22 protein-coding genes are annotated in these 23088 nt (G+C 62.0%); 9 read left to right on the top strand and 13 right to left on the bottom strand.

Annotated elements, in window-relative coordinates; all coding sequences use genetic code 11:
• Positions 1-61: 61 nt before the first annotated feature.
• Positions 62-751: an alpha/beta hydrolase gene (locus tag CAK95_RS25985; protein WP_157699748.1), complete on the top strand. Its 690-nt coding sequence runs from the start codon at positions 62-64 to the stop codon at positions 749-751.
• Between the two features lie 12 nt (positions 752-763).
• On the opposite strand, the gene CAK95_RS25980 is transcribed toward CAK95_RS25985, so the two are convergent.
• Positions 764-1504, bottom strand: coding sequence for an SDR family NAD(P)-dependent oxidoreductase (locus tag CAK95_RS25980; RefSeq protein WP_086091671.1), 741 nt, complete (start codon positions 1502-1504; stop codon positions 764-766).
• Positions 1505-1644: 140 nt separating this feature from the next.
• On the opposite strand from CAK95_RS25980, the gene CAK95_RS25975 reads away from it, so the two are divergent.
• A complete protein-coding gene (locus tag CAK95_RS25975) occupies positions 1645-2682 on the top strand; it encodes an alpha/beta hydrolase (protein WP_086090586.1) in 1038 nt (345 codons plus the stop codon).
• On the opposite strand, the gene CAK95_RS25970 is transcribed toward CAK95_RS25975, so the two are convergent.
• The 3 genes from CAK95_RS25970 to CAK95_RS25960 form a co-directional block, all read right to left on the bottom strand.
• Positions 2679-3326 carry an FMN-binding negative transcriptional regulator gene (locus CAK95_RS25970; protein ID WP_086090585.1) on the bottom strand — a complete coding sequence of 216 codons (648 nt, stop codon included), beginning with the start codon at positions 3324-3326 and terminating at the stop codon, positions 2679-2681. The genes CAK95_RS25975 and CAK95_RS25970 overlap by 4 nt on opposite strands.
• Before the next feature lie 78 nt (positions 3327-3404).
• Entirely contained in the window at positions 3405-4880 is a 1476-nt protein-coding gene (gene purF / locus CAK95_RS25965; protein ID WP_086090584.1) for an amidophosphoribosyltransferase, read from the bottom strand.
• 29 nt (positions 4881-4909) lie between these two features.
• The gene (locus tag CAK95_RS25960; RefSeq protein WP_086091670.1) at positions 4910-5569 is read right to left on the bottom strand and encodes a CvpA family protein; all 660 of its coding nucleotides are present in this window, start codon (positions 5567-5569) and stop codon (positions 4910-4912) included.
• Positions 5570-5799: 230 nt separating this feature from the next.
• Here CAK95_RS25960 and CAK95_RS25955 point away from each other — a divergent pair, with 230 nt between their 5' ends.
• On the top strand, positions 5800-7041 hold the full coding sequence (locus tag CAK95_RS25955; protein WP_157699747.1) for a serpin family protein: 1242 nt from the start codon (positions 5800-5802) through the stop codon (positions 7039-7041).
• Positions 7042-7817: 776 nt separating this feature from the next.
• Here CAK95_RS25955 and radA read toward each other — a convergent pair.
• The 4 genes from radA to CAK95_RS25935 all read right to left on the bottom strand — a co-directional run bounded on the left by radA (position 7818) and on the right by CAK95_RS25935 (position 13739).
• Positions 7818-9227, bottom strand: coding sequence for a DNA repair protein RadA (gene radA / locus CAK95_RS25950; RefSeq protein ID WP_086090582.1), 1410 nt, complete (start codon positions 9225-9227; stop codon positions 7818-7820).
• A gap of 32 nt (positions 9228-9259) precedes the next feature.
• Positions 9260-10441 carry an alanine racemase gene (alr, locus tag CAK95_RS25945; RefSeq protein ID WP_086090581.1) on the bottom strand — a complete coding sequence of 394 codons (1182 nt, stop codon included), beginning with the start codon at positions 10439-10441 and terminating at the stop codon, positions 9260-9262.
• 132 nt (positions 10442-10573) lie between these two features.
• Positions 10574-12067: a replicative DNA helicase gene (locus CAK95_RS25940; protein WP_086090580.1), complete on the bottom strand. Its 1494-nt coding sequence runs from the start codon at positions 12065-12067 to the stop codon at positions 10574-10576.
• Between the two features lie 415 nt (positions 12068-12482).
• Entirely contained in the window at positions 12483-13739 is a 1257-nt protein-coding gene (locus CAK95_RS25935; protein WP_086090579.1) for a cyclopropane fatty acid synthase, read from the bottom strand.
• A gap of 207 nt (positions 13740-13946) precedes the next feature.
• Between CAK95_RS25935 and CAK95_RS25930 the strand changes: the two genes are divergently transcribed.
• A complete protein-coding gene (locus tag CAK95_RS25930; protein ID WP_086090577.1) occupies positions 13947-14675 on the top strand; it encodes a hypothetical protein in 729 nt (242 codons plus the stop codon).
• 94 nt (positions 14676-14769) lie between these two features.
• On the opposite strand, the gene rplI is transcribed toward CAK95_RS25930, so the two are convergent.
• From rplI to CAK95_RS30555, 5 genes are all read right to left on the bottom strand, one after another.
• Positions 14770-15378 (bottom strand): 50S ribosomal protein L9, encoded by a 609-nt coding sequence (gene rplI, locus CAK95_RS25925; RefSeq protein WP_086090576.1) that lies wholly within the window; start codon positions 15376-15378, stop codon positions 14770-14772.
• A gap of 38 nt (positions 15379-15416) precedes the next feature.
• Positions 15417-16379, bottom strand: a complete 963-nt coding sequence (locus tag CAK95_RS25920) for a DUF2232 domain-containing protein (RefSeq protein WP_086090575.1) — start codon at positions 16377-16379, stop codon at positions 15417-15419.
• Between the two features lie 139 nt (positions 16380-16518).
• The gene (gene rpsR, locus CAK95_RS25915) at positions 16519-16767 is read right to left on the bottom strand and encodes a 30S ribosomal protein S18 (protein ID WP_086090573.1); all 249 of its coding nucleotides are present in this window, start codon (positions 16765-16767) and stop codon (positions 16519-16521) included.
• A gap of 2 nt (positions 16768-16769) precedes the next feature.
• A complete protein-coding gene (gene rpsF, locus CAK95_RS25910) occupies positions 16770-17261 on the bottom strand; it encodes a 30S ribosomal protein S6 (protein WP_086090571.1) in 492 nt (163 codons plus the stop codon).
• 231 nt (positions 17262-17492) lie between these two features.
• Positions 17493-17627 (bottom strand): glycine zipper domain-containing protein, encoded by a 135-nt coding sequence (locus tag CAK95_RS30555; protein ID WP_483434311.1) that lies wholly within the window; start codon positions 17625-17627, stop codon positions 17493-17495.
• Positions 17628-17789: 162 nt separating this feature from the next.
• Between CAK95_RS30555 and fabD the strand changes: the two genes are divergently transcribed.
• From fabD to mltG, 5 genes are all read left to right on the top strand, one after another.
• Entirely contained in the window at positions 17790-18746 is a 957-nt protein-coding gene (gene fabD / locus CAK95_RS25900) for an ACP S-malonyltransferase (protein WP_086090568.1), read from the top strand.
• Between the two features lie 17 nt (positions 18747-18763).
• On the top strand, positions 18764-19501 hold the full coding sequence (fabG, locus tag CAK95_RS25895; protein WP_086091669.1) for a 3-oxoacyl-[acyl-carrier-protein] reductase: 738 nt from the start codon (positions 18764-18766) through the stop codon (positions 19499-19501).
• A gap of 300 nt (positions 19502-19801) precedes the next feature.
• Entirely contained in the window at positions 19802-20041 is a 240-nt protein-coding gene (locus CAK95_RS25890) for an acyl carrier protein (protein WP_086090566.1), read from the top strand.
• 85 nt (positions 20042-20126) lie between these two features.
• The gene (fabF, locus tag CAK95_RS25885) at positions 20127-21383 is read left to right on the top strand and encodes a beta-ketoacyl-ACP synthase II (protein ID WP_086090564.1); all 1257 of its coding nucleotides are present in this window, start codon (positions 20127-20129) and stop codon (positions 21381-21383) included.
• 397 nt (positions 21384-21780) lie between these two features.
• Positions 21781-23028, top strand: a complete 1248-nt coding sequence (gene mltG / locus CAK95_RS25880; RefSeq protein WP_086090562.1) for an endolytic transglycosylase MltG — start codon at positions 21781-21783, stop codon at positions 23026-23028.
• Positions 23029-23088 lie beyond the last annotated feature (60 nt).

Raw genomic sequence — 23088 nt, 5'->3', positions numbered from 1 at the left:
TGTGACAGCGCTTGATATGACTGTTTTATGTCAGTCAGGTTGCCACAGGATGACAATTCAGATGTTGCACGCGAGAGATCGGCGCGACCGTCTCGCGGCTGGTAGCTGCGTCTCGCGTGTCGTCGAGTGCGCCGGCTATCTTGCCGACGAGAGCGTATTCAATCTTGTCCGGGATGGAATTGCGGGCGTCATGGCCGAGCGTGCAATCGCTGCGCCCGTCTATGTCTGTCATTCGCTTGGGTGCTTTGTCGGTCTGGACGCTGCCTCGCGCGAAGCGGACGCTATCGTGATTGCGATCAACATGCCCGCGAGTCCGTGGCATGGTTTTCGGCGGGCCTGCATCACTGCTGCGCGCATGACCCAGATTGCGAGCACGCAAGGGATCGCGGAGGCGACCATTTTTCGTGACAGCTGGGTCTATTTCGGCCGGCCAGGCATCGATGATCTGTCGCGCCAGCGGCTGAAGCACATTCACCGGCAGACCAACTGCTATGCGACTCCGCGCCGCCAGGACACCGCCCTGTTCCTGAAAACGGTCATGCTTGAGCATCGACCGAAAGGGCCGCATCTGCCGCGTGTGCTATTGGTGCAGGGCGATCACGATACGATTGCGCCGGCACACCACGCCAATTTGCTGCGCAAGCGATTGCCACACTCCGTCCTTGTGAGCCTCAAGGGCGGGCATGTACTACCGGTCACGCATCCGCAGGAGGTCGTGCGTGAAGTCGACCGCTTCTTGTCGATGAATTGATTATTTATCGAGTTATTCCGGCTGCTGGAAGGTCAACAGCTTATTCTTTTGAAAGCTGTAGACCTTGCCCGTTTCGGTGAAGCTTGGCAGGCACAGCTCAACGATTTTCCCTGCGACCTGATCTGGTGTCGCAAGTATATTCGGGTCTTCGCCCGGCATCGCCTGTGCGCGCATGCGGGTGCGCACCGGCCCCGGTGTGAACAGGTTGACGCGCAGATTGGTGGTCATGTTTTCCGCCGCCCAGGTCTGCACCATGGTGTTGAGCGCGGCCTTGGATATGGCGTAGGGACCCCAATAAGCGCGCGCGGCCCAGGATACACCAGATGAGATCATCACGGCGCGGCCGGCGTCGCTTTGTACCAATAGCGGCTCCATGCAGCGGATAAGCTGCCAGTTCGCCGTGATATTAGTCGCCATCACGTCGTCCCAGGCCTTCGGTTCAACATGGGAGAGCGGAGAGAGCGGGCCAAGTATGCCGGCATTGCCGACGAGCACATCGAGCTTCTTGTAGCGGTCGAACAGGGCGCCGCCGAGCCGGGCGATGCCGTCGGAGTCTTTCAGATCCAGCGGCACCAGCGTCGCGTTCCCGCCGGCGGCTTTGATCTCGTCGTCCAGTTCCTCAAGTCCGCCGACCGTGCGTGCGACCGCAACCACATGGGCGCCGGCTTTGGCCAAGGCCAGAGCAATCGAACGGCCGATGCCGCGCGAGGCGCCGGTGACGAGGGCGATGCGGTTTTCGAGAGGTTGAGTCAATTTGGGGCCGTCCGATGAAGGATTTACGAGGCGCATCCATAAATGACAGCCTTGCGAAAGACAAACCTCGGTCTTTGAGCGCTGGAACAGGCTGAAAGCGCGCTAGAAAAGAGCATCAGCACAGCCTTCGGGATTTCGCGATGCAGGACAGCGCCAGAGCCACACCGGTCGACCAACGCCAGGATGGTCCGGGCGTTTCGCATATCGATCCGTCGGACCCGGCCGCACCGATGTACCAATTGCTGGATCATTTGCGTCATCCGATGACCTTGCGCGCCTTGATGATCGAGCCGGTACGCTCTGGCTATATTGGGGACCACAAGATCGATCCGAAGATTTTGCCGCCGAGTGCGGAGGCGCTGTATCCACAGATTCTCGTGTCGGAGCAGATGGTGCCGTCTGCCGCCGGGCCGGTCCGTTGTCAGGTCTACTCGCCGCCTGGACAAGCTGCTGCAAGGCCGATGTGTCTTTACATGCATGGCGGCGGCTTCACGGTCGGCCGGTCCGAGGATACCGCGTATATCACCAGCCGCATCGCCGCTGAAAACGGGACCGTTGTGGTCAGCGTCAATTACCGGTTGGCGCCGGAATGGCCGTTTCCTGCCGGGCTTGACGATTGTCTCGCGGTATTGCTGTGGATGCAGAAACACGGGACGATGATCGGTGGCGATCCGGCTCGCATCGTTTTGGCAGGAGATTCATCGGGCGCCAATTTCGCTGCGGTGCTGCCACTGAAAGCCCGCGATGAGGGACATGCCGTACCGCAGGCGACAATCCTGCTCGCGCCCGTCACGGATTTTCATTTTGAGGAGTATGAGTCATTCGAGCGGCTGGCGCCGCTTGGAATTGTCTATGACATGGCCTTTGCGGGATACATGCGCGGCGCCTGCGCGGTGACGCGCCGCAACTGGGATCATCCGCATGTCAGCCCTGCGCGTGCCGATCTGCATGGTTATCCGCCGACATTGATCGTGTCTGGCACTGCCGATCCGTTGACCGATGACAACCGTGCCTTTGCAAACAAATTGCGGCTTGCTGGATGTGATGTGAACCTTTTGGTGCGCGAACGCATGCCGCACGGATTCTACTTCTTCCCGCAAGTTCTTTCCGATGGCGAACTCGCCTTTGCCGCGATTCAGGCGCTGATGAAGCGACAATTTCATACGCAAGCCGATTAGGTCTTCGAACTGTTTGCAGTCGTCATCATGCCGGCGATGGCCTGTGCGCTGGCATCAGGTGAGACACTCAAGCCGGCGGCGACGCCTGACCGGTCCGCCTCGCTGCGGTTCTGGCTCAGCTTCATCTTGCCTTCGAGCGCATCGATGGTGAAGCGAAAGCCGACGATGCCTTTCAGTTGGCGCTCCAGATAATCAGGAGGCGCATCGTTGATTTGCCAAGGCTCCGGAAAGGCGGCCTCGTGCAGGTTCGACAGTTCGGCGACATGAGCGGCGAGTTCGTCGCGGTCCTGAACCACCTCGATCCGGCCGCGCGCACAGATACTGACATAGTTCCAGGTCGGGACCGCCTTGCCGTGCTCTTTCTTCGACGGATACCAGGACGGCGAGACATAGGCGTCCGGTCCCATAAAGACGGCGAGTGCGGCCTTCGAGAAATCGCTGTCGCGCCATTGCCGATTGGCGCGGGCGACATGGCAGCGAAGCTGACCGAATGCGCCGATGGTTTTGTCGAGGACAACGGGGAGATGGCTGATGAGCGGTCCATCCGGACCAACGGTGGTCAGCGTGGCAAATCCGATGCGTGCGATCTCGGCATGCAGACGATCTTTGTCGGCCTCACGGAAATGCGGCGGGATGTAGAGCATCGCGATCCCTCGATCGATGCGTTGTCTTGTTGCCGGATTCCCCGCTTTCGCGGGAGCGAGCGGATAAAGTCCGTGGGCTCAGCTCGCTTCCGCCAACAGCGACAACTGCCGCGGCGCATGCGACTTCGCTGTCTGGTCGGTCAGCGAGGTCGGGTAATCACCGGTGAAGCAATGGTCGGTGAATTGCGGTCGGACCGGATCGCGCTTCTCATAGCCCATGGCGCGATAGATACCATCGACCGACAGGAAAGCGAGGGAGTCGGCGCCGATGAATTGGCGCATTTCCTCAAGCGAATGCGTGGCGGCGAGCAGGTTGTCGCGATCGGGCGTGTCGATGCCGTAATAATCGGGATGTGTGATCGGCGGCGAGGCGATGCGGAAATGCACTTCCTTCGCGCCGGCATCGCGCATCATCTGCACGATCTTGGTCGAGGTGGTGCCGCGCACAATCGAGTCATCGACCAGCACGATCCGCTTGCCGGCAACGACCGCGCGGTTGGCATTGTGTTTGAGACGAACACCGAGCTGACGGATCTGCTGCGTCGGCTCGATGAAGGTGCGGCCGACATAATGATTGCGGATGATGCCAAGATCGAACGGGATGCCGGTCTCTTGCGAGAAGCCAAGCGCGGCCGGCACGCCGGAATCGGGAACCGGCACAATCACATCGGCATCGGCCGGGGCTTCACGGCCAAGCTCGGCGCCCAGGGTCTTGCGGACCTGATAGACCGGGCGGCCACCGACGACGGAGTCGGGCCGGGCGAAGTAAATGTATTCGAAGATGCAGGGACGCTGTGCGACTAGCGGAAACGGCTTTTGCGAATGTGCGCCCTTGTCGTCGAAAACGATGACTTCGCCATTCTCAATGTCGCGGACGTATTTCGCGCCGATGATGTCGAGTGCGCAGGTTTCAGAGGCCAGGATAGGGCAGCCGTCGAGCGTGCCGAGCACCAGCGGGCGGATGCCGAGCGGATCGCGTGCACCGACCAGCTTCTTGTTGGTGAGGCCGACGAAGGAATAGGCGCCTTCCAGCGCCTTCAGGCCATCGATGAAGCGATCGATAAAACGCGGTTTGCGTGAGCGGGCGACCAGATGCAGCATCACCTCGGTATCGGTGGTGGATTGCATGATCGCGCCTTCGCGCACCAGCTCCCGCCGCAATGTGAGGCCGTTGGTTAAATTGCCGTTATGGCCAATGGCGAAACCGAAGGGGTCGAGTTCGGCAAAGAGCGGCTGCACGTTGCGCAGCAGCGTCTCGCCGGTGGTGGAATAGCGGACATGGCCGATGGCCGACATGCCGGGCAGGCGGTCGATGACCTCCCGCCGGGAGAAGGTGTCGCCGACCAAGCCGAGCCGCCGCTCCGAATGGAACCGCTGTCCATCGAAGGAGACGATACCCGCAGCTTCCTGGCCGCGATGCTGGAGCGCATGCAGGCCGAGCGCGGTGATCGCCGCCGCGTCGGGATGGCCGAAAATGCCAAAGACGCCGCATTCTTCGCGGAGGCGGTCGGCATGCATTTCGAGGTCGAGGGGGTGTTTGTCCGGGGCCGTCATTGCGTGGTTCAAGTCCTCCGGACCGGCTGCTAACGCGCGGCCCTCGTTTCGATCAACTGACGCATATCGGTCCGATCGGACCGGTCGTAGCCTTCGCCGGCGCTTGCGCCCGAACGGGGGGCAGAATTGTCCGAACGCTGGCCGCTGGCGGGCTGCTCCTCGCCCTCGTCCTCTTTAGGACGTTTCAACCGTTTTAAGATGGTGCTTTCGGGGTCATCCGGCAACATCGACTTAAGCCAATCTCCGGTGCCCGCAAGGACAACACGGGATTTTGCACTGGTAACCCAGGTCGGCTGCGACTTTTGTGGAACCAGCCAGTCGAAGAACAGGTAGGCGACGACGACGATGATAAGGCCGCGACCCAGTCCGAACAGGAAGCCGAGGGTCCGATCGAGAGCGCCGATTCGGCTGTCCAGGATCATGTCCGAAATCCGGACCGTGACAATCGACACAATCAGAAGGGTGCCTAAAAAAAGACCGCCCACGACGGCGCCTGCCGCCACGATGTCATTGTTGAAATAGCCCTTCGCGAACGGCAGCAGGCGGCCATAGAAGTAGAGGGTGGTGGCCGCGGCGGCGATCCAGGCCGCGATCGACAAGACTTCGCGCATGAAGCCGCGAATCATGGCGAGCAACCCGGAAATCAGCATGACGACAAGAAGGATGATGTCGAGCAACGTGATCGGCATGGTCGGACGAAGGCCTCGGAACGGGCGCGGAAGTCCGGGCATGCCGGACGGGCGCGGCCTGTATAGCTTCCTGGCATTGCCGCGTCACCCGTCTTTCGGAGACTTTCGCCATGAACGGGACGATGAACCGGGACCCGGCCTGCAGCAACTGATGACCAAGCGGGTCTTCCCCGTTTGCCCTCAATGACAAGATGCCCACGCCAGAAGCCGGCGGGGAAGGACAACCCACGATGCGATGGACTGTAAATCACGGCGCTGCGGCGGCTTTGATCCTGGCTTTCAGTTTGCCGCTGGCGCCGGTTTCCAATGCCGCCGAACAGGCCAAAGGTCGGCCACTGACCGAGGCCTACAATAGGTCTGGCCAAGAGCTGCTTCGCGCATTCGCCGGGCAGCCGGGTAATATCGTCTTCTCGCCATATTCCATTGGGACTGCGATGGCGATGGTGCTCTCCGGCGCGCGGGGCGACACCCAGATCGAAATGCATGAGGTGCTGCGGCACGCGCTGCCGGTCACCGAGATTGATGGCGCCAATGCGCGGGCGCTTGAGAGCTTTGCTGCCTACAACGTCAGCCCTGAGTCCAAGCCGGCGCCGGCGGCTACCTTGCGGATCGCCAATGCGATGATGCTGGTGAATGCGGCCGCGAGTGTCGCGCCTGTGTTTGAGGAAACGATCCGCACGCAATACGGCTCGGAGATTTTCAAGGGCGCCACGCTCGATACGGTCAACACGTGGGTCAGGGACAAGACCGAAGGCAAGATCGAAAAGATCCTGGAGCGGCTGAACCCGAGCGATTCGCATGTGCTGCTCAACGCCGTCTATTTCAAAGCGCCCTGGGCCAGCGCCTTTTCGCCATCGGCAACGCGCGACCGTCCGTTCACGCTGGTCAGTGGCGAACAGATCAGCGTTCCGACGATGACCCAGCAAGCTGAATTTGCAATTGCCAAAGGTGAGGGCTTTGCGGCGGTCCGTCAGCCCTATGCGGTGGACGGCTTGTCGATGACGATTGTGCTGCCCGATGAGGCCGGTGGTCTCGACACGCTGATTGCGGGGCTGAACGGTGCCAAGACAGAAGGCTTGCTGCAATCGGTGCGCGATGCGCAGAAGCGCATGGTGGCGTTGTCGATGCCGCGCTTCAAATTCGAGTTCAAGGCGGACCTGATCGAGCCGTTCAAGAGTTTCGGTATGAGCAAGGTGTTTGATCCGGCGCAGTCCGATCTCTCGGGGCTCACCGGCAAGCCGCGCAGCGAGGCGCAATCGACGATCGACCAGATCGTGCATCGGGCGGTGATCGAGGTCGCAGAGGAGGGCACTGAAGCCGCCGCTGCGACAGCAGTCGTGGTGACAACGCGAGCGATGCGGCCGGACAATGTCGAGCGCTTTCAGATCGACCGGCCCTTCTTGTTTTTCATCACCGATGACAAGACTGGCGCGATCCTGTTCGAGGGTCGCGTGAGCGATCCGCGGAGCTGAATTCTTCGATACCTGCGGGTCGCTCCCGCGAAAGCGGGGGCCCATAATCGCAGTCGTTTGTTGGTTTTCCGTAGAGCCGAACTTCGCTGAAAGGTCTCGGCGTATGGGTCCTCGCATTCGCGCGGACGACCGCATAGAAAAAAGCATCGTCAAGACAAAGCTCCGCCGCCCCTGTTCTTTGCGGCGCGGGGTACGCCGTCGTCCAAAGCCGCCGCTTGATGCCCTTCAAAACGAAGGGCGCGCGGAACGCCGGGCTTTCTGGCCAGCCCATGGCCCCATGCGCAAAGTGTGAAAGCGCATGAGATTGGTAGCACCACGAACCGCCGAAAAGACTCCGGCGTTCCGCGCGCGGTGTTTGACGGTCTGCTCCATCGTCCCCAGTGGACGTTCCTCCACCGAAACGCCGGGCAGCTAGCCTGGCGGGACGCGGCTTGAACCGACCGCACAGCGGGTTACGTCTGCCCGCCGTACGGCCACCGCTCCCCGCCCCGCGTCTCACGACGCTCATGAAACGCCCCTTCAGCGGGACGGGATATAGGAAAAAAATCACAACTTGGGGAGGATGTCAAGTGGGAGTTTGGCGGCTGTTGTTTTGCCGGCTCTTTCAACACCCGCTCATCCCCGCGCCGGCGGGGATCCAGAGCCATTAGCAGTGATCTCCATGGAAGCTTTCTGGATTCCCGCTTGCGCGGGAATGAGCGGATGAGGAGGGACCGCCCGTCAATGACATTCCTCAGCTGACTTAGGCCGTTGGGCCAAGACGAACCGAGAAAGTCCTAAGCCTCTTTCCGCATCCGGCCCTTGCCGCCCCGCGCGGCGATGTCGGCGACGAGCGAGGCGAGGTTGCCGTGCGTCGACAGCGCAAGACCGGCATCAGATGGCGCGTCTGACCGGCCGGGATCGGGCAGGCAGGCGCGCTGGAAACCGAGCTTGGCGGCTTCCTTCAATCGCGCGGGGCTTTGCGCCACCGGGCGGATGGCGCCCGACAACGACACTTCGCCGAAATACACAGCGTCGGCCGGCAGCGGCGCGCCGGCCAGCGACGACACCAGTGCCGCGGCTGCGGCGAGATCGGCGGCGGGCTCGTTGATGCGCAGACCGCCGGCGACGTTGAGATAAACGTCGTGCTGCGCAAGCCGCACGCCGCAATGCGCTTCAAGTACGGCGATCACCATCGACAATCGGCTCGGGTCCCAGCCGACCACGGCTCTACGCGGCGTGCCCAGCGCGCTCGGCGCGACCAGCGCCTGGATTTCGACGAGCACCGGGCGCGTGCCTTCGATCCCGGCGAACACGGCGGTGCCGGGCGAGCCGAGATCGCGCTCCGACAGGAAGAGTTCGGACGGGTTCTGCACTTCGCGCAGGCCAAGCCCGGTCATCTCGAACACGCCGATCTCGTCGGTCGGGCCGAAACGATTCTTCACGGCACGCAGGATGCGGAATTGATGCGAGCCTTCGCCTTCGAACGACATCACCGCATCGACCATGTGTTCGACCACGCGGGGACCTGCGATCTGTCCGTCCTTGGTGACGTGACCGACGAGGATCACACAGGCGCCGCTGCGCTTGGCGAAACGGATCAGGGCCTGAGCCGAGGTGCGCACCTGTGTCACCGTGCCGGGCGAGGATTCGACCGTGTCGGTCCACATGGTCTGGATCGAGTCGATCACCACAAGGCGCGGCAGGTCGCCGGTCGAGAGCGTCGCGATGATGTCCTCGACCGAGGTTTCGGAGGCGAGTTCGACTGTGGCGCCGGCGAGCGCGAGACGCTCGGCGCGCAAGCGCACCTGCGCCACCGCTTCTTCGCCGGAGATATACACCGAGCGCTGCTTCAGATTGGCCAGCGCGGCGGCGACCTGAACCAGCAGCGTCGATTTGCCGATGCCGGGATCGCCGCCGAGCAGCAGCACCGAGCCGGGGACAAGGCCACCGCCAGTGACGCGGTCGAATTCGCCGATGCCGGTGGCGATGCGCGGCGCGTCCTTGATCTCGCCGCCGGACAGAGACTGCAGCGCGAAAGCGCGGCCGCGTCCCGAAGCTTTGCCGGGACCGGCCTTGCCAAGCGGCGGCGCAACGGATTCCTCGGCCAGCGTGTTCCACTCGCCGCAGGATTCGCACTTGCCCTGCCAGCGGTTATAGGCCGCGCCGCAATTCTGACAGATGAAGGAGGGGCCTTTGCGACTCATGGGCCTATCGAGGCGCCAGAGAGGCTGTGAAGTCAATCGTTCTTGTAAACCCGCGCATAGCGGCGGCCGAGGCTGGTCAGAACCTCATAGCCGATGGTGCCGAGCATCTCGCCCGTCGCATCGACATCGCGCTCTTCGCCGATCACGGTGGCAAGGTCGCCGCGTTTCACCGCGCGATCGGGCAGGTCGGTGATATCGAGCGCGGTGAGATCCATCGAGATGCGGCCGACGATCGGACACGAGTGCCCGGCAACATAAAGTGTGCCGCCCGGCTTCTGGTCGTCGCCGCTGGCGGAACGGAAAAAGCCGTCGGCATAGCCCATGGTGACGACAGCAATGCGTGAGGGCCGCCGCGCGGTCCAGGTCGCGTCATAGCCGACCGTCTCGCCGAAGGCGACATCGCGCACCTGCGCGACCCGCACTTTCAGTTCGACCACTGGCTGCATCGGGTTTTTCGTCGACGGCGTTGGATTGACGCCGTAGAGCGCAACACCGGGTCGCACCAGATCGAGATGTGCGTCGGCGTTGAGAAAGATGCCCGAGGAGTTCGCAATCGATGCCGGCACGCCGCGATAGAGCGCACGGATATCGCGGAAGCTCTGCAACTGCTCGGCATTGCGCGGGCTTTGCGCAAATTGCGCGGCGACGAAGTGGCTCATCAGAAGCTTGAGCCCGTGATTGGCCGCGTTGATGCGCGGGGCAAAGGCAGCTGCTTCCTCGACCGACATGCCGAGGCGGTTCATGCCGGTGTCGACATGCAGGGCGAAGCCGCCATCCCATTGATGCACGCTGGTGAAGGCATCCCACTCGGCAATCTCGGCCGCCGAGCCGATGACCGGTCGCAGATTGCTGTCGGCGAAGGCCTGGCCGGTGCCGGGCGCGAGGCCATTGAGAATATAGATGTCGGCGTCAGGCGCGACCTTGCGCAGCCGTTTGCCTTCGGACAGATCGGCGACGAAGAATGTCGTGCAGCCGGCTTGCGTAAGCCGTTGAGCGACAGGCTCAAGACCAAGCCCATAGCCATTGGCTTTCACGACAGCAGCGCATTCTGCGGGAGTTGAGGCCGAACGCAGGGTCTTCCAGTTGGACTCGATCGCCGACAGGTCGATGGTGAGGACACCTCCGGCTTCATCCACAGGCGCGCCGACCGCGACGGCAGGAGCAAGCTCGTCCTGCGTGTCGGATGACGGCGAGACTGGAAGAGATCCCTGCATCGAACTCACATCAAACAGAAAAGGGCAAAGCGCCGTTCAAGCGCACTGACGACAAGCCATTCCAAGATGAGGTCTGTTCGTCAAACGCCAAGCGATTCTTGTGTCTCCGCACCTCATGCGCAGCACAATGCGTTAATAGCGTGGCAACTGGCCGTCCGGCGCCAGATCGCCGAAGCGGGTGACGCTGGCATCGAATTGCAGCGGCACCGTGCCGGTGGGGCCGTGACGCTGTTTGCCGATGATCACCTCGGCCTTGCCATGGACCGCTGCCATTTCGACCATCCACTTGGCATGCTCTTCGGTGCCCGGCCGCGGCTCCTTGCTCTGCAGATAATATTCTTCGCGATAGACGAACAAGACCACGTCGGCGTCCTGCTCGATCGAGCCCGATTCACGAAGGTCAGAGAGCTGCGGACGCTTGTCGTCGCGGTTTTCGACCTGACGCGAAAGCTGGGAGAGGGCGATGATCGGAACGCTCAACTCCTTCGCCAGCGCTTTGAGGCTGGTGGTGATTTCGGTGATTTCCTGCACGCGGCCTTCGGAGGCGCGCTTGCTGGAGCCGGAGAGGAGCTGGATATAGTCGATCACCAGCATGTCGAGCCCGCGCTGACGCTTCAGGCGGCGGGCGCGCGCCATCAATTGCGCGATCGACAGACCGCCGGTGTCGTCGACGAAGAACTTCATGTTCTGCAGTTCGAGCGAGACGTCGCGGATGACTTCGAAATCGGCTTCGCTGATACCGCCGCGGCGGATCGTGCTCGACGGAATGCCGGTGCGCTCGGCGAGAATACGGGTGGCGAGCTGATCGGCCGACATTTCGAGCGAGAAGAAGCCGACGATGCCGCCATTGACGGTCGTGATATGGCCATCGGGCCGCACCTCACCCTGCCACGCCTTGGCGATATTGTAGGCGATGTTGGTGGCGAGCGCGGTCTTGCCCATGCCGGGGCGGCCGGCAACGATGATCAGATCGGACGGCTGCAACCCGCCCATCTTGTGATCGAGATCGTTCAGGCCGGACGCGATGCCGGACAGTTTTCCGTCGCGCTGATAGGCCTTGGCGGCGAGATCGACGGCGGTGGTGATCGCTTGCGAGAACGCCTGGAAGCCGCCTTCATAGCGGCCGCTTTCCGCGACCTCATAAAGCCGGCGCTCGGCTTCCTCGATCTGTTTGGCCGGCGCGAAATCGACCGGTGCGTCATAGGCCTCATTGACGATATCCTCGCCGATCACGATCAGCGAGCGGCGCACCGAGAGATCATAGATGGTGCGGCCGTAATCCTGTGCGTTGATGACGGTGGTGGCTTCTGCCGCGAGCCGCGCGAGATACTGGTTGACCGTCAGACCGCCGATATCGGCATCGCCGGGCAGGAAGGTCTTCAGCGTGACCGGGCTTGCGACCTTGCCCGCGCGCACGAGCTGGGAGGCCAGTTCGAAAATCTTCTGGTGAATCGGCTCGAAGAAGTGTCGCGCTTCCAGAAAATCGGAGACGCGATAGAGCGCTTCGTTGTTGACTAGAATGGCACCGAGAAGCGCCTGCTCGGCCTCGATGTTGTGCGGCGCAGCGCGGTAGAGCGGTGATTGGTCCGCGGCGAGTTTACGCGCGGTTGAGTCGAAGGGTGCCATCGGTCCAGCGGTCTTTGTATCAGTCTAAGTTTTTTAATCGGCCCATTGCGGCACGCATCGCAACAAACGCTACGTGTACAAACACCTCCGAGATTGCGGCGAGTGTCCTGTCTCCAACGCTTCGTATCCCTTGCCGCGACTTCTAAACGAAGCGTTGGAGACAAAAGGACACTCGCAATATTTGATTCTAGTGCGGTTTTGTTTCTGACGTTCCGATGGAGAGATTACCGCAAGGGTGATCGGAACGTCAAAAACACTGCACTAGACCCGGAACGAAACTGCTGTAGCACTGAAGCCATTCGTGTGTTGGGACGAATTGCGAATGTCCCCATAACTCACGCGAACACAAAATTCACGCGTGAATATTCTTGACTAGTGCGGGTAAATCAGCCGCGGATGGTAATCCGGTCAGCGATCATTCGCCGGCCATGCGCAACGGTGCGCGCGTGTTGCGTTCCCGCGCGCGCAGCCGGTTTTCCTCGCGTGGGATATAATCACGCGTGATCGGCACGGCCTCGACACGTTTGGCGAGCTGGATCTGGAACACCATCATGCCCTGATGGCGGAACGCCATCTCCGATGCTGCCAGGTAGAATTCCCACATCCGCACGAATCGCTCGTCGTAAAGGCGGCGCGCCTCCTCGGCACGGGCCATGAAACGGGTCCGCCAGGCCTTGAGTGTCTCCGCATAATGCAGGCGCAGGATTTCGATATCGGTGACGAGCAGTCCGGCGCGCTCAATCGCCGGCAGGACTTCGGACAAAGCAGGGATGTAGCCGCCGGGGAAGATGTATTTGTCGATCCATGGATTGGTGGCGCTCGGGCCTTCCGACCGCCCGATCGAATGCAACACCATGACCCCGTCGTCGCTCAAGAGGCGCGCGCATTGCTCAAAAAAGCCGCGGTAGTGATTGACGCCGACATGCTCGAACATGCCGACCGAGACAATCCGGTCGAAGCGTTCGTTGAGATCGCGATAATCCTGCAGACGGAATTCGACCGAATCGGTCAGGTGACGTTCGACGGCGCGGCCGCGCGCAAGCTTGAGTTGTTCTTCCGACAGGGTGACGCCGGTGACCTTGGCGCCGCAATATTCGGCGAGATAAAGGCCGAGTCCGCCCCAGCCGGAGCCGATGTCGAGCAGGCGCTGGCCGCTTTCGATCAGCAACTTGGCGGCGAGATGCCGCTTCTTGGCGAGCTGCGCATCATCGAGCGTCTGATCCGGCGTCTCAAAATAGGCGCAGCTATATTGCCGATCGGCATCGAGGAAGAGCGAGTAGAGACGCCCGTCGAGGTCATAGTGATGGGCGACATTGCGCCGCGAGCGCTTCCGGTGGTTGAATTGGTCCAACCGGCGACGGCCATAACGCAGGATCGCTTGCGGGCGTGCGAAGAAGGGGACCTCGCCATGCTGTCCCTGCGACATCAGCACCGAAAGCAGGTCGGCAATCGTGCCGCTTTCGAGCACAAAGTCGCCCTTCATATAGGCTTCGCCGAAACGCAACTCCGGATTGAGCAGGACACGTAACACCGCGCGGCGATTCCAAAATCGAATCGCAACCGGCGTTCCGGTTCCGTCGCCGAAATTCAGTGGTTTTTCGTCGGCGACCGTTAGACGCAGGTTGCCGCGACGAATGAACCGTGTCAGACCAGCCTGAAGCAACCGCTCCATCGGCCGCCTCCATCCATGACCCGCCGCCTTTCGACCGGCATCTTGCTCAAAACCTTGCGATTAGAACAAAATCTGGGCGCAGCGGCAATTCGATCTTCGAAAATGAGCCACATTCGCCGACTATGCGCCAGCCATTCCCAATTCGGGGCGGTTCTGCGTTTTTTCGATAGCACGGCCGACCGGTTGGCTGGTGGCGGGAGCGGGTCTTTGCGGAAAGCATTTGGTTATCTTATTGCGGTGTCAGCGCTGATGCTGCCGCTTGCAACGCAGGACGTGATCGCTCAGCCGCGGAGCAGCGCCACATCGGGCCGCAGCGCGCCAGCCCTGCCGCCGAGCGGGCAACAAACCGAAGCTATTGATTTAAATGAAGGCAAGTCGGCCGCCGAACTGTTTCAGTCGGGTTGTGCCGTGTGCCATCAAAGCCCGGCGGGCCTGGCCAAAGGCCGCCACCCGAACGAGCTCATCGGCTTCCTGCGCCAACATTACACGGTCAGTGTCCAGCATGCAGGGACGCTGGCCGGTTTCCTGACTTCGGCGGGACCAGGACGCAGGCCGCCGGCAACGGCGACACCTGGGGCCGCGCCGAATCGGGTGCCAACAGCAATCCGGCGGCCGCCTGCAGATGAAGACGATGCTCAACCGCCATCGCTCTTCCGCCGTAAGCCGCCGGAGCCCGCGCGACCGCAGGAAGCGGCGCGTCCTGAAAGCCCTCGCGCGCCCGAGCGGGAGGCGCCGGCAAAACGCAAACCTGTCGAAAGGCACGAGCGACCGGCCGCGGCTGCTGCCCCCGCCAGCCCACCGGCGCCGGCGGCAGCGCCCGCTGCTGCATCGCCTGACACCGAGGCCGCAACACCGCCGCATGAGCCTGCACCGGCCGCAGCACCAGCGGCGCCGCCCGTTGAAGAAAAGCCGGCTGGGCCTGAAATTCCGCTTTAACCGGTATCGCGCCCCGGACGCGAGATCGCGGCAGTTACAAAAAAACGCCTGCTCAGGTCTGACCCCGGGCAGGCGTTTCTTTGCGTTTGTGCGATCAGGCCTTGTCGGCTGATTCTTCCGAGGCTTCTTCTTCCGCTTCCGGCTCTGCGTCCGGATCGAAGAAGGCACCGGCCGCAGCGGCGGCGACTTCGCGCGCATGGTCGGCATCTTCACGGCGCACGGTGACGTCTTCACCGCGGGCAATGCGCTCAGCCTCATCGGCATTGCGTGCAACGATCATGGTGACTTTGACGTCGACTTCCGGATGCAATGCGATTTCGACCTTGTGCGATCCGATCATCTTGATCGGTGCATGCAGGGCGATCTGGCTGCGGGCAACCTTGAAGCCGCCTTCGGTGATGAGGTCGGCGATATCGCGCGCCGACACCGAACCATAGAGCTGGCCGGATTCCGACGCCTGACGCAGGGCCGTGAAGCTCTTGCCGTCGAGCTTGTCGGCGACCTTCTGGGCTTCGCCGCGGTTCTCGAGATTCTTGGTCTCAAGCTCCTTGCGCATGCCTTCGAAGCGCTCCTTGTTTTCCTTGGTGGCACGCAGGGCTTTGCCGTGCGGCAAGAGGAAATTGCGCGCGAAGCCGTCCTTCACGCGCACGGTCTCGCCCATCTGACCGAGCTTGGCGACGCGTTCGAGCAAAATCACTTCCATGTTTTTTTCTCCTTCAAAAATTGCCGTTCGTTGGTTGATCACTCTGTCAGGGCCGGCGGCTTGCCGGCTCCGACGCGGTTGCGGAAATCGAAAATGGCGTCAGCGACGCCGATGAGCGTGAGAACGATGATCGGCCAGCCGATGAACAGCACGGCGATGTAGGTGCCGGTCAGGATGAAGAAGCGGCCGCCGGTTGCCCGCGTAATGGCATGCAGGACTGCAAAGCCGAGCAGGCCATACGCCATCATCAAGGCCGCAGCGACGATGCTGCCGATCGTGCCGATCAGGCCCGGCATGAATGACAAGACCAGCGATGTGGCGAAGGTTGCATGCGCCAGAGGCGGGAACCGAATGGCGGACAGATCGGGCCAGGGGCGGCGCAGGCGGCCTGACACCGTCACGATGCGACCGGCCAGATAGAGGTTCAGTGAATTGGTGACGGTGGCGAGGATGGCCGCGGCGAGCGGCATGATCGCGACCAGCAAATCCACGATGCGCTTGGCGTTGTCGCTGTTCGCATCCAGCGGTGTGCCGGCGGCCGTGCGGCCCTGTTCCTGCAGCACACGCTCGAAGGCATTACGCAAACCGGCGCGGAATTGCTCTTCGTCGAGACCGAAATTCGGGATTGCGATGAGGACCATCGCAGCGGCAATGGCCGCGCACCACAAAACGATGCGGCCGGCCGGATACCATTCGACATTGCCATCAGCGTCGGTGCGCGCCAGCAGCGCAAGATAACCAAGCCACCAGGCAGGCAGGCCAATCCCGATCACGAAAGCAAGGAAGAAGAAGATGTTGCCGAAGGCGATGCCGAGACCGAGTGCGGCAGCCACGGCCGCGACCAGGGCTGACCAATGACTCCACCCGATCGCCGCGATCATGATCGGCAGCGGTGCGAGATAGAACAGGAAGATCGACAGCAGAGAGCCGGATGCAATGGATGCGAACAGGAGCGCGGACGCCGCGCCTGCACCCAATCCGACAAGAACAATCTGCATCATCACGAGCTGTCCCGCTTGTTCAGCGGTTAGAGGCAAGTCTTGCTTGCCCCAACCATCGGCGCGCGGCTTAGTCCGAACGCCTCGTTCTTTTAAAGCGCGATCCGGCGTGCCGGATCGCGAAGAGTCTGTCTCGTCGACCTTACTTGATCACGTAAGGCAGCAGGCCGAGGAAGCGGGCGCGCTTGATCGCCTGGGCGAGTTCACGCTGCTTCTTGGCCGATACCGCGGTGATCCGGCTCGGCACGATCTTGCCGCGCTCGGAGACGTAACGCTGCAGCAGCTTCACGTCCTTGTAGTCGATCTTCGGCGCATTGGCGCCAGAGAACGGGCAGGTCTTGCGACGACGAAAGAAGGGGCGGCGTCCGCCACCGGAATTCTGCATCGACATGATTATGCCTCCCCGCCGGCGTTGCTCGACGCGCCAGCATCATCGCGCGGCCGGTCGTCGCGATCACGACGCGGGCCGCGGTCACGGTCGCCGAAGCGGCCGCCGCCGCCGCCAAATCCACCACCGAAGCCGCCGCCAAAGCCACGGCCTTCGCGCTCACGATCGTCGCGCTCGGCCTTGCGCATCATTGCGGACGGGCCTTCCTCGAGTTCCTCGACGCGGATCGTCATGTAACGCAGGACGTCTTCGCTGAGACGCTCCTGACGCTCGATCTCGTTGATGGCGGCCGCCGGAGCGTCCAGATTCATCAGCGTGAAATGCGCCTTGCGGTTTTTATTCATGCGGTAGGTCAGGGACTTCACGCCCCAGTATTCGGTCTTCTCGACCTTGCCGCCAAGACCCTCGACAATGCCCTTGAACTGATTGGTCAGGTCATCGACCTGCTGCGCGCTGGCATCCTGGCGCGCAAGAAAAACGTGCTCGTATAACGGCATGTGCCTTCCTTCTCACTGTGGCGCTGTCCGGCGCGAAGCCCAACGAGTCCTTCGGAAAGGCTCGATGCTCTGATGGCGAAGACACGGGACGACGGACCGACTGGTCCTGCCGCAGGGCCCGAGAGAAGAGCCATGCGGCCGTCCGTTCAGCCTTCGGCCGGGACGAGCGGAAGCGGGGTTTATAGGGGTTTTTGCCGGGATGGCAAGGATAAAGGGCCGTTGGGCGCGGCCTTATGAGAAGCGTGAGGAGACGGCACCAAGAGCTGCCCCAAGCGCTATTCCTACCGAAATACCGATCGGAACATTGTCTATTGCGGCTCCGATGGCCCCTCCGAGGCCTATGCCGATGGCCATTCCGACCGCCATCCTCCCGTAGGGTTCACTCATCTATTCGGCCTCCCTGAAAGGCAATACCACCAGCAAGAGAAGGTTCGCGGTCCGGCTCGCGCTTGACTTGGCGGATAGCGCGTTGTTTTTCGGCCCGGATTGGGCGGACTGGGGGTCCGCGGCGCAGGAGGGGCGATCAGAGTGGCGGCGGCATTTGTATTTCCGGGACAGGGCAGCCAGGCCGTAGGCATGGGCAAGGCGCTGGCCGAGGCCTTTCCAGCGGCCCGCGCCGTATTCGAGGAAGTGGATTCCGCGCTTGGGGAAAAGCTCTCGGCCGTCATGTGGGATGGCCCGGCCGACCGGCTGACGCTCACGGAAAACACCCAGCCCGCGCTGATGGCGGTGTCGCTCGCGGCAATGCGTGTCCTCGAGGCGGAAGCGGGGCTCGACCTGAAGCGTGATGCCAAATTCGTCGCTGGCCATTCCCTTGGCGAGTATTCGGCGCTGGCGGCGGCCGGCGCCTTCTCGATCGGGGATGCGGCGCGGCTGCTGCGGATTCGCGGCAACGCCATGCAAAAGGCGGTGCCGGTGGGTGAAGGAGCGATGGCGGCGCTTCTCGGGCTATCCTTCGAGGATGCTGCGGCCGCCGCGCAGGAAGCCGCACAAGGTGAGGTCTGCCAGACCGCCAATGACAATGGCGGAGGGCAGGTCGTCGTCTCCGGCAACAAGGCCGCAGTGGAGCGCGCCGTCGAGATCGCCAAGGGCAAGGGCGCCAAGCGCGCGATGCTTCTGCAGGTCTCCGCACCCTTTCACTGCGCGCTGATGCAGCCGGCCGCCGACGCGATGGCAGAAGCTTTGTCAAAGACCAACGTGAACAAGCCAGTCGTGCCGGTGGTCGCCAATGTGCTGGCGCAGCCGATCGACGATCCACAGGAAATCGTGCGGCGGCTGGTCGAGCAGGTGACCGGCACCGTTCGCTGGCGCGAATGCGTGGAAACGATGGCCGGAGCCGGTGTGACGCAGTTCTACGAAGTCGGCAGCGGCAGGGTTCTGACCGGTTTGCTGAAGCGCATCGTTGATGGTGCAACCGGTTCCGCGATTGGAACGCCGGACGATATCGCCGCCTTCAAGGCTGCTCGCTCGGCCGCAGGCGTGTGAGTGAAAGGGATACAATGATGTTCGACCTGACCGGCAAGACTGCGCTTGTAACCGGCGCTACCGGTGGCATCGGCAATGCGATCGCGCGGGCTCTGCACAAGCAAGGTGCAACCGTGGCGATCTCCGGCACGCGCAAGGAGGTGCTCGATCAACTCGCAGGAGAGTTGAAGGAGCGCGTGCATGTGCTGCCTTGCGATCTCTCCAACAAGGATGAGGTCGAGGCCTTGGTGCCGAAGGCCGAAGAGGTGATGGGCAAGCTCGACATCCTCGTCGCCAATGCCGGCATCACCAAGGACAATCTGTTCGTGCAATTGCGCGACGAGGATTGGGACAGCGTCATCGACATCAATCTGACCGCAACATTCCGCCTGTCGCGTGCGGCCGTCAAAACGATGATGCGCCGCCGCAACGGCCGCATCATCGGCATTACGTCGGTTGTCGGCGTCACCGGCAATCCGGGGCAGGGCAATTACACCGCGGCGAAGGCCGGCATGATCGGCATGATGAAATCGATCGGCAAGGAATACGCACGCCGCGGCGTTACCGCCAATTGCGTCGCACCGGGCTTCATCGCAACACCAATGACCGACAAGCTGAACGAAAAACAGCGCGAAGCGGTGCTGCAAATGGTGCCATCGGGCCGTCTTGGCTCGGGCGACGATATTGCCGCAGCGGTTGTGTATCTGGCCTCGGACGAAGCCGCCTATGTCACGGGGCTGACGCTGCACGTGAACGGCGGAATGGCAATGATCTGAAGGAAATACGGCCTTTATGACGGTGGCGCGACGGGCCGCTGCCGCTGCTGGCCAATGGTTTTGAAGTATGGTAGCGATTTTTCAGCCGGGCTGGGGAAAGCGTGGGGGGCGCGGGCTTGACGCCATGTCTGCGACACAATACACGCCGCCGTCATCACGGTTCTGGAACGGCCATCCGTTCCGGTCAGGCCGCACGAACCACTCGGGTTCTTGCCGCTTGAACCGTATCAATGGCCGTGCAACGACAGCTTCGATCGCGCCGCCGATTGAGCCCATCACTGGAAGCAGAGGTTCGAACAGATGAGTGACATCTCCGAGCGAGTGAAGAAGATTGTTGTGGAGCACCTCGGTGTCGAGCCCGACAAGGTGACCGAGCAGGCGAGCTTTATCGACGATCTCGGGGCGGACTCCCTGGACACGGTCGAACTCGTGATGGCGTTCGAAGAAGAATTCGGATGCGAGATTCCGGACGACGCGGCTGAGACCATTCTCACCGTCGGCGATGCCGTGAAGTTCCTCGAAAAGAACGCCAAAAGCTGATCGCAAGAAAAGCTGATCGCGCTCGTCCGGACGCCTGCGCATCACTATATGTGCAGAATCGATCGGATGTGGCGGGAGCCGGATCATGAGGCGTGTTGTCGTTACAGGCATGGGAATGGTCTCGCCGCTGGGTTGCGGCGTCGAGACCTCGTGGAAACGTATTCTCGAAGGCCGTAGCGGCGCCCGCCCGATCCAGACATTCGAGACCTCCGACCTGCCATGCCGGATCGCGTGCAGCGTTCCGCGTGGTGATGGCTCCGACGGCACCTTCAATCCCGATCAGTGGATGGAGCCGAAGGAGCAGCGCAAGGTCGACCCGTTCATCATCTATGCGATGAGCGCGGCACGTCAGGCGCTGGATGACGCGAACTGGAAGCCGAGCACGCCGGATGAGCAATATGCCACAGGCGTGATGATCGGCTCCGGTATCGGCGGCGTCGGCGGCATCGCAGAAGGTGCGATCCTCGTGAAGGAACGCGGACCGCGCAAGCTGTCCCCGTTTTTCATTCCCGGCCGCATCATCAATCTCGCCTCCGGCTATGTCTCGATCGAATTCGGCCTGAAAGGTCCGAACTCGGCCGTGGTCACCGCCTGTTCGACGGGTACGCACGCCATCGGCGATGCGTCGCGCATGATTGCGCTTGGCGATGCCGACGTGATGGTGGCGGGCGGCGCGGAATCGCCGATCGACCGGCTGTCGATGGCCGGCTTTGCGGCCTGCCGTGCGTTGTCCACCTCTTACAACGATACGCCCGAGCGGGCGTCGCGTCCTTATGACAGGGATCGCGATGGCTTCGTCATGGGTGAGGGTGCCGGCGCACTCGTGCTTGAAGAATACGAGCATGCCAAAAAGCGCGGCGCGAAGATTTATGCCGAAGTGATCGGCTATGGCATGTCAGGCGACGCCTATCACATCACCGCACCGTCGCCCGATGGTGAAGGTGCGTTTCGCTGCATGACCGCCGCGATCAAACGCGCCGGCATTTCCGCGGGTGATATCGACTATATCAACGCGCATGGGACATCGACCATGGCGGACACGATCGAACTGGCCGCTGTCGAGCGTGTCGTCGGCAATGCCGCTGCGAAGATCTCGATGTCCTCGACCAAATCATCGATCGGGCATCTGCTCGGCGCGGCGGGAGCGGTCGAGGCGATCTTCTCGATCCTTGCGATCCGTGATCAGGTCGCCCCGCCCACGATCAACCTCGACAATCCGTCTGTTGAAACGCCGATCGATCTTGTGCCGCATAAGGCCCGCGAGCGGGAGATCAAGGTGGCGCTGTCGAATTCGTTCGGCTTTGGCGGTACCAACGCGACACTGGTCGTGCGCGCGATCTAGCAAAGCCTTTGTCGCCGGTTTGCTCTCTGTCTAGGTGAGTTTCGCTGCGATTGACCGCTCGTTTCGGTCCACGGGTCCCGCAAGGTAACGCATCTTTAATGCAACTGTTTGTCTCATAAGCGATATTTCCCCGGGGCGGCGTTTCGTGCCACAGGGGTGCCATACCTGCCTGCTATCGAATCACCCTGCCGTGGGTCTCACCTCTGATCGTCCGGACACAAATGTGGTGTTGCCACGTGATGAAGAGCGGCTAAAGGGGTAGGGGTCGATTTAGGGTTGTTGTGCTCGCCGGTTTGCTTGCGTGCAACTCACAGTAAGGACGGAAACACCTCTCCGTGCCGGATGTGATTGTGGTTGCGCTGACTGACGACTAATCATCAGGAATTCGGTCGCTGCAATGGATCAGACCCCGATAACACCGCGCTCCCCCCGCGCTGCTCTCGAACCGGAGCGGGTCGCGGCGCCAAAGAAGCGCCGGTCTCGGGGAGCCCGCCATCCTGTCGTGGTCGCGGGCAATGCGATCTTTACCATCATTCTTTTGCTCGCCGTGGTCACCGGCGTCGGCGTCTATTGGGGCAAGCAGAAATTCGAGCAGCCGGGGCCGCTGCAGGACGAGAAAGTGGTCAATATTCCCCGTGGGCTCGGCATTCGCGATATCAGCGATTTATTGGCGCGCGAAGGCGTCATTTCCGATCCCTGGATCTTTACGGGCGGGGCGCTGGCGCTGAAGGCGCGCGGCGAGGACCTCAAATTCGGCGAATACGAATTCGCCAAAGGCGCAAGCCCGCGCGCTGTCGCCGAGACGCTGATCGACGGCAAGGTCGTGCAACATCAATTCACTGTCGCCGAGGGTCTGACATCAGAACAGATCGTCGCCAAGCTGCTTGAGAACGACAAGCTGACCGGGACGCTGCGGGAAATCCCGCGGGAAGGTTCGCTGTTGCCGGAATCCTATCGCTTCACGCGCGGAGCATCGCGCGAGGACATCGTCAAACGCATGCAGACGGCGCAGCAGCGCGTGCTGAAGGAAGTCTGGGATCGTCGCGCGCAGGATCTTCCCGTGAAGACGCCGGATCAATTGCTGACTTTGGCTTCGATCATCGAGAAGGAAACCGGCAAGCCGGATGAGCGCACGCGTGTGGCCGCCGTTTTCGTCAATCGCCTGAAGAGCAAGATGAAGCTGCAATCCGATCCGACGATCATTTACGGTCTGGTCGGTGGCAAAGGCTCGCTCGGTCGCGGCATCCTCAAGAGCGAGATTACGCAGCCGACGCCCTACAACACCTATGTCATCGAGGGGCTGCCGCCGGGGCCCATCGCCAATCCGGGGCGCTTGTCGATCGAGGCCGCCGCCAATCCGGCGCGCACCAAAGAGCTCTATTTTGTGGCCGATGGGACAGGTGGTCATACCTTCACGGAAAGCTATGACCAGCATCAGAAGGCTGTGACGAAGTTGCGCGGCATCGAGAAGGACGCCGCCGCGGCTGCTGCTGATGCGGATGGCACACAGACACCGGCCGAGCCGGCGGCCACGACAGGCGAAAAGCCGGCGGCTCCTGCCGCGCGGCCAGCGCAGCGCAACCGGTCAAAGCAGGGCGCCCGCACCCAAAATACGGCACCTGCGAACGGCGGTCGGACGCAATAAAGCGCCTTTACAGCACTGATGGTTCACCGCGCATGGGCCAACGGCCGACTTTACGCCGCA

Source organism: Pseudorhodoplanes sinuspersici (assembly GCF_002119765.1).
Lineage (GTDB): Bacteria > Pseudomonadota > Alphaproteobacteria > Rhizobiales > Xanthobacteraceae > Pseudorhodoplanes > Pseudorhodoplanes sinuspersici.
This window is presented reverse-complemented; position numbering and strand designations above follow the sequence as displayed.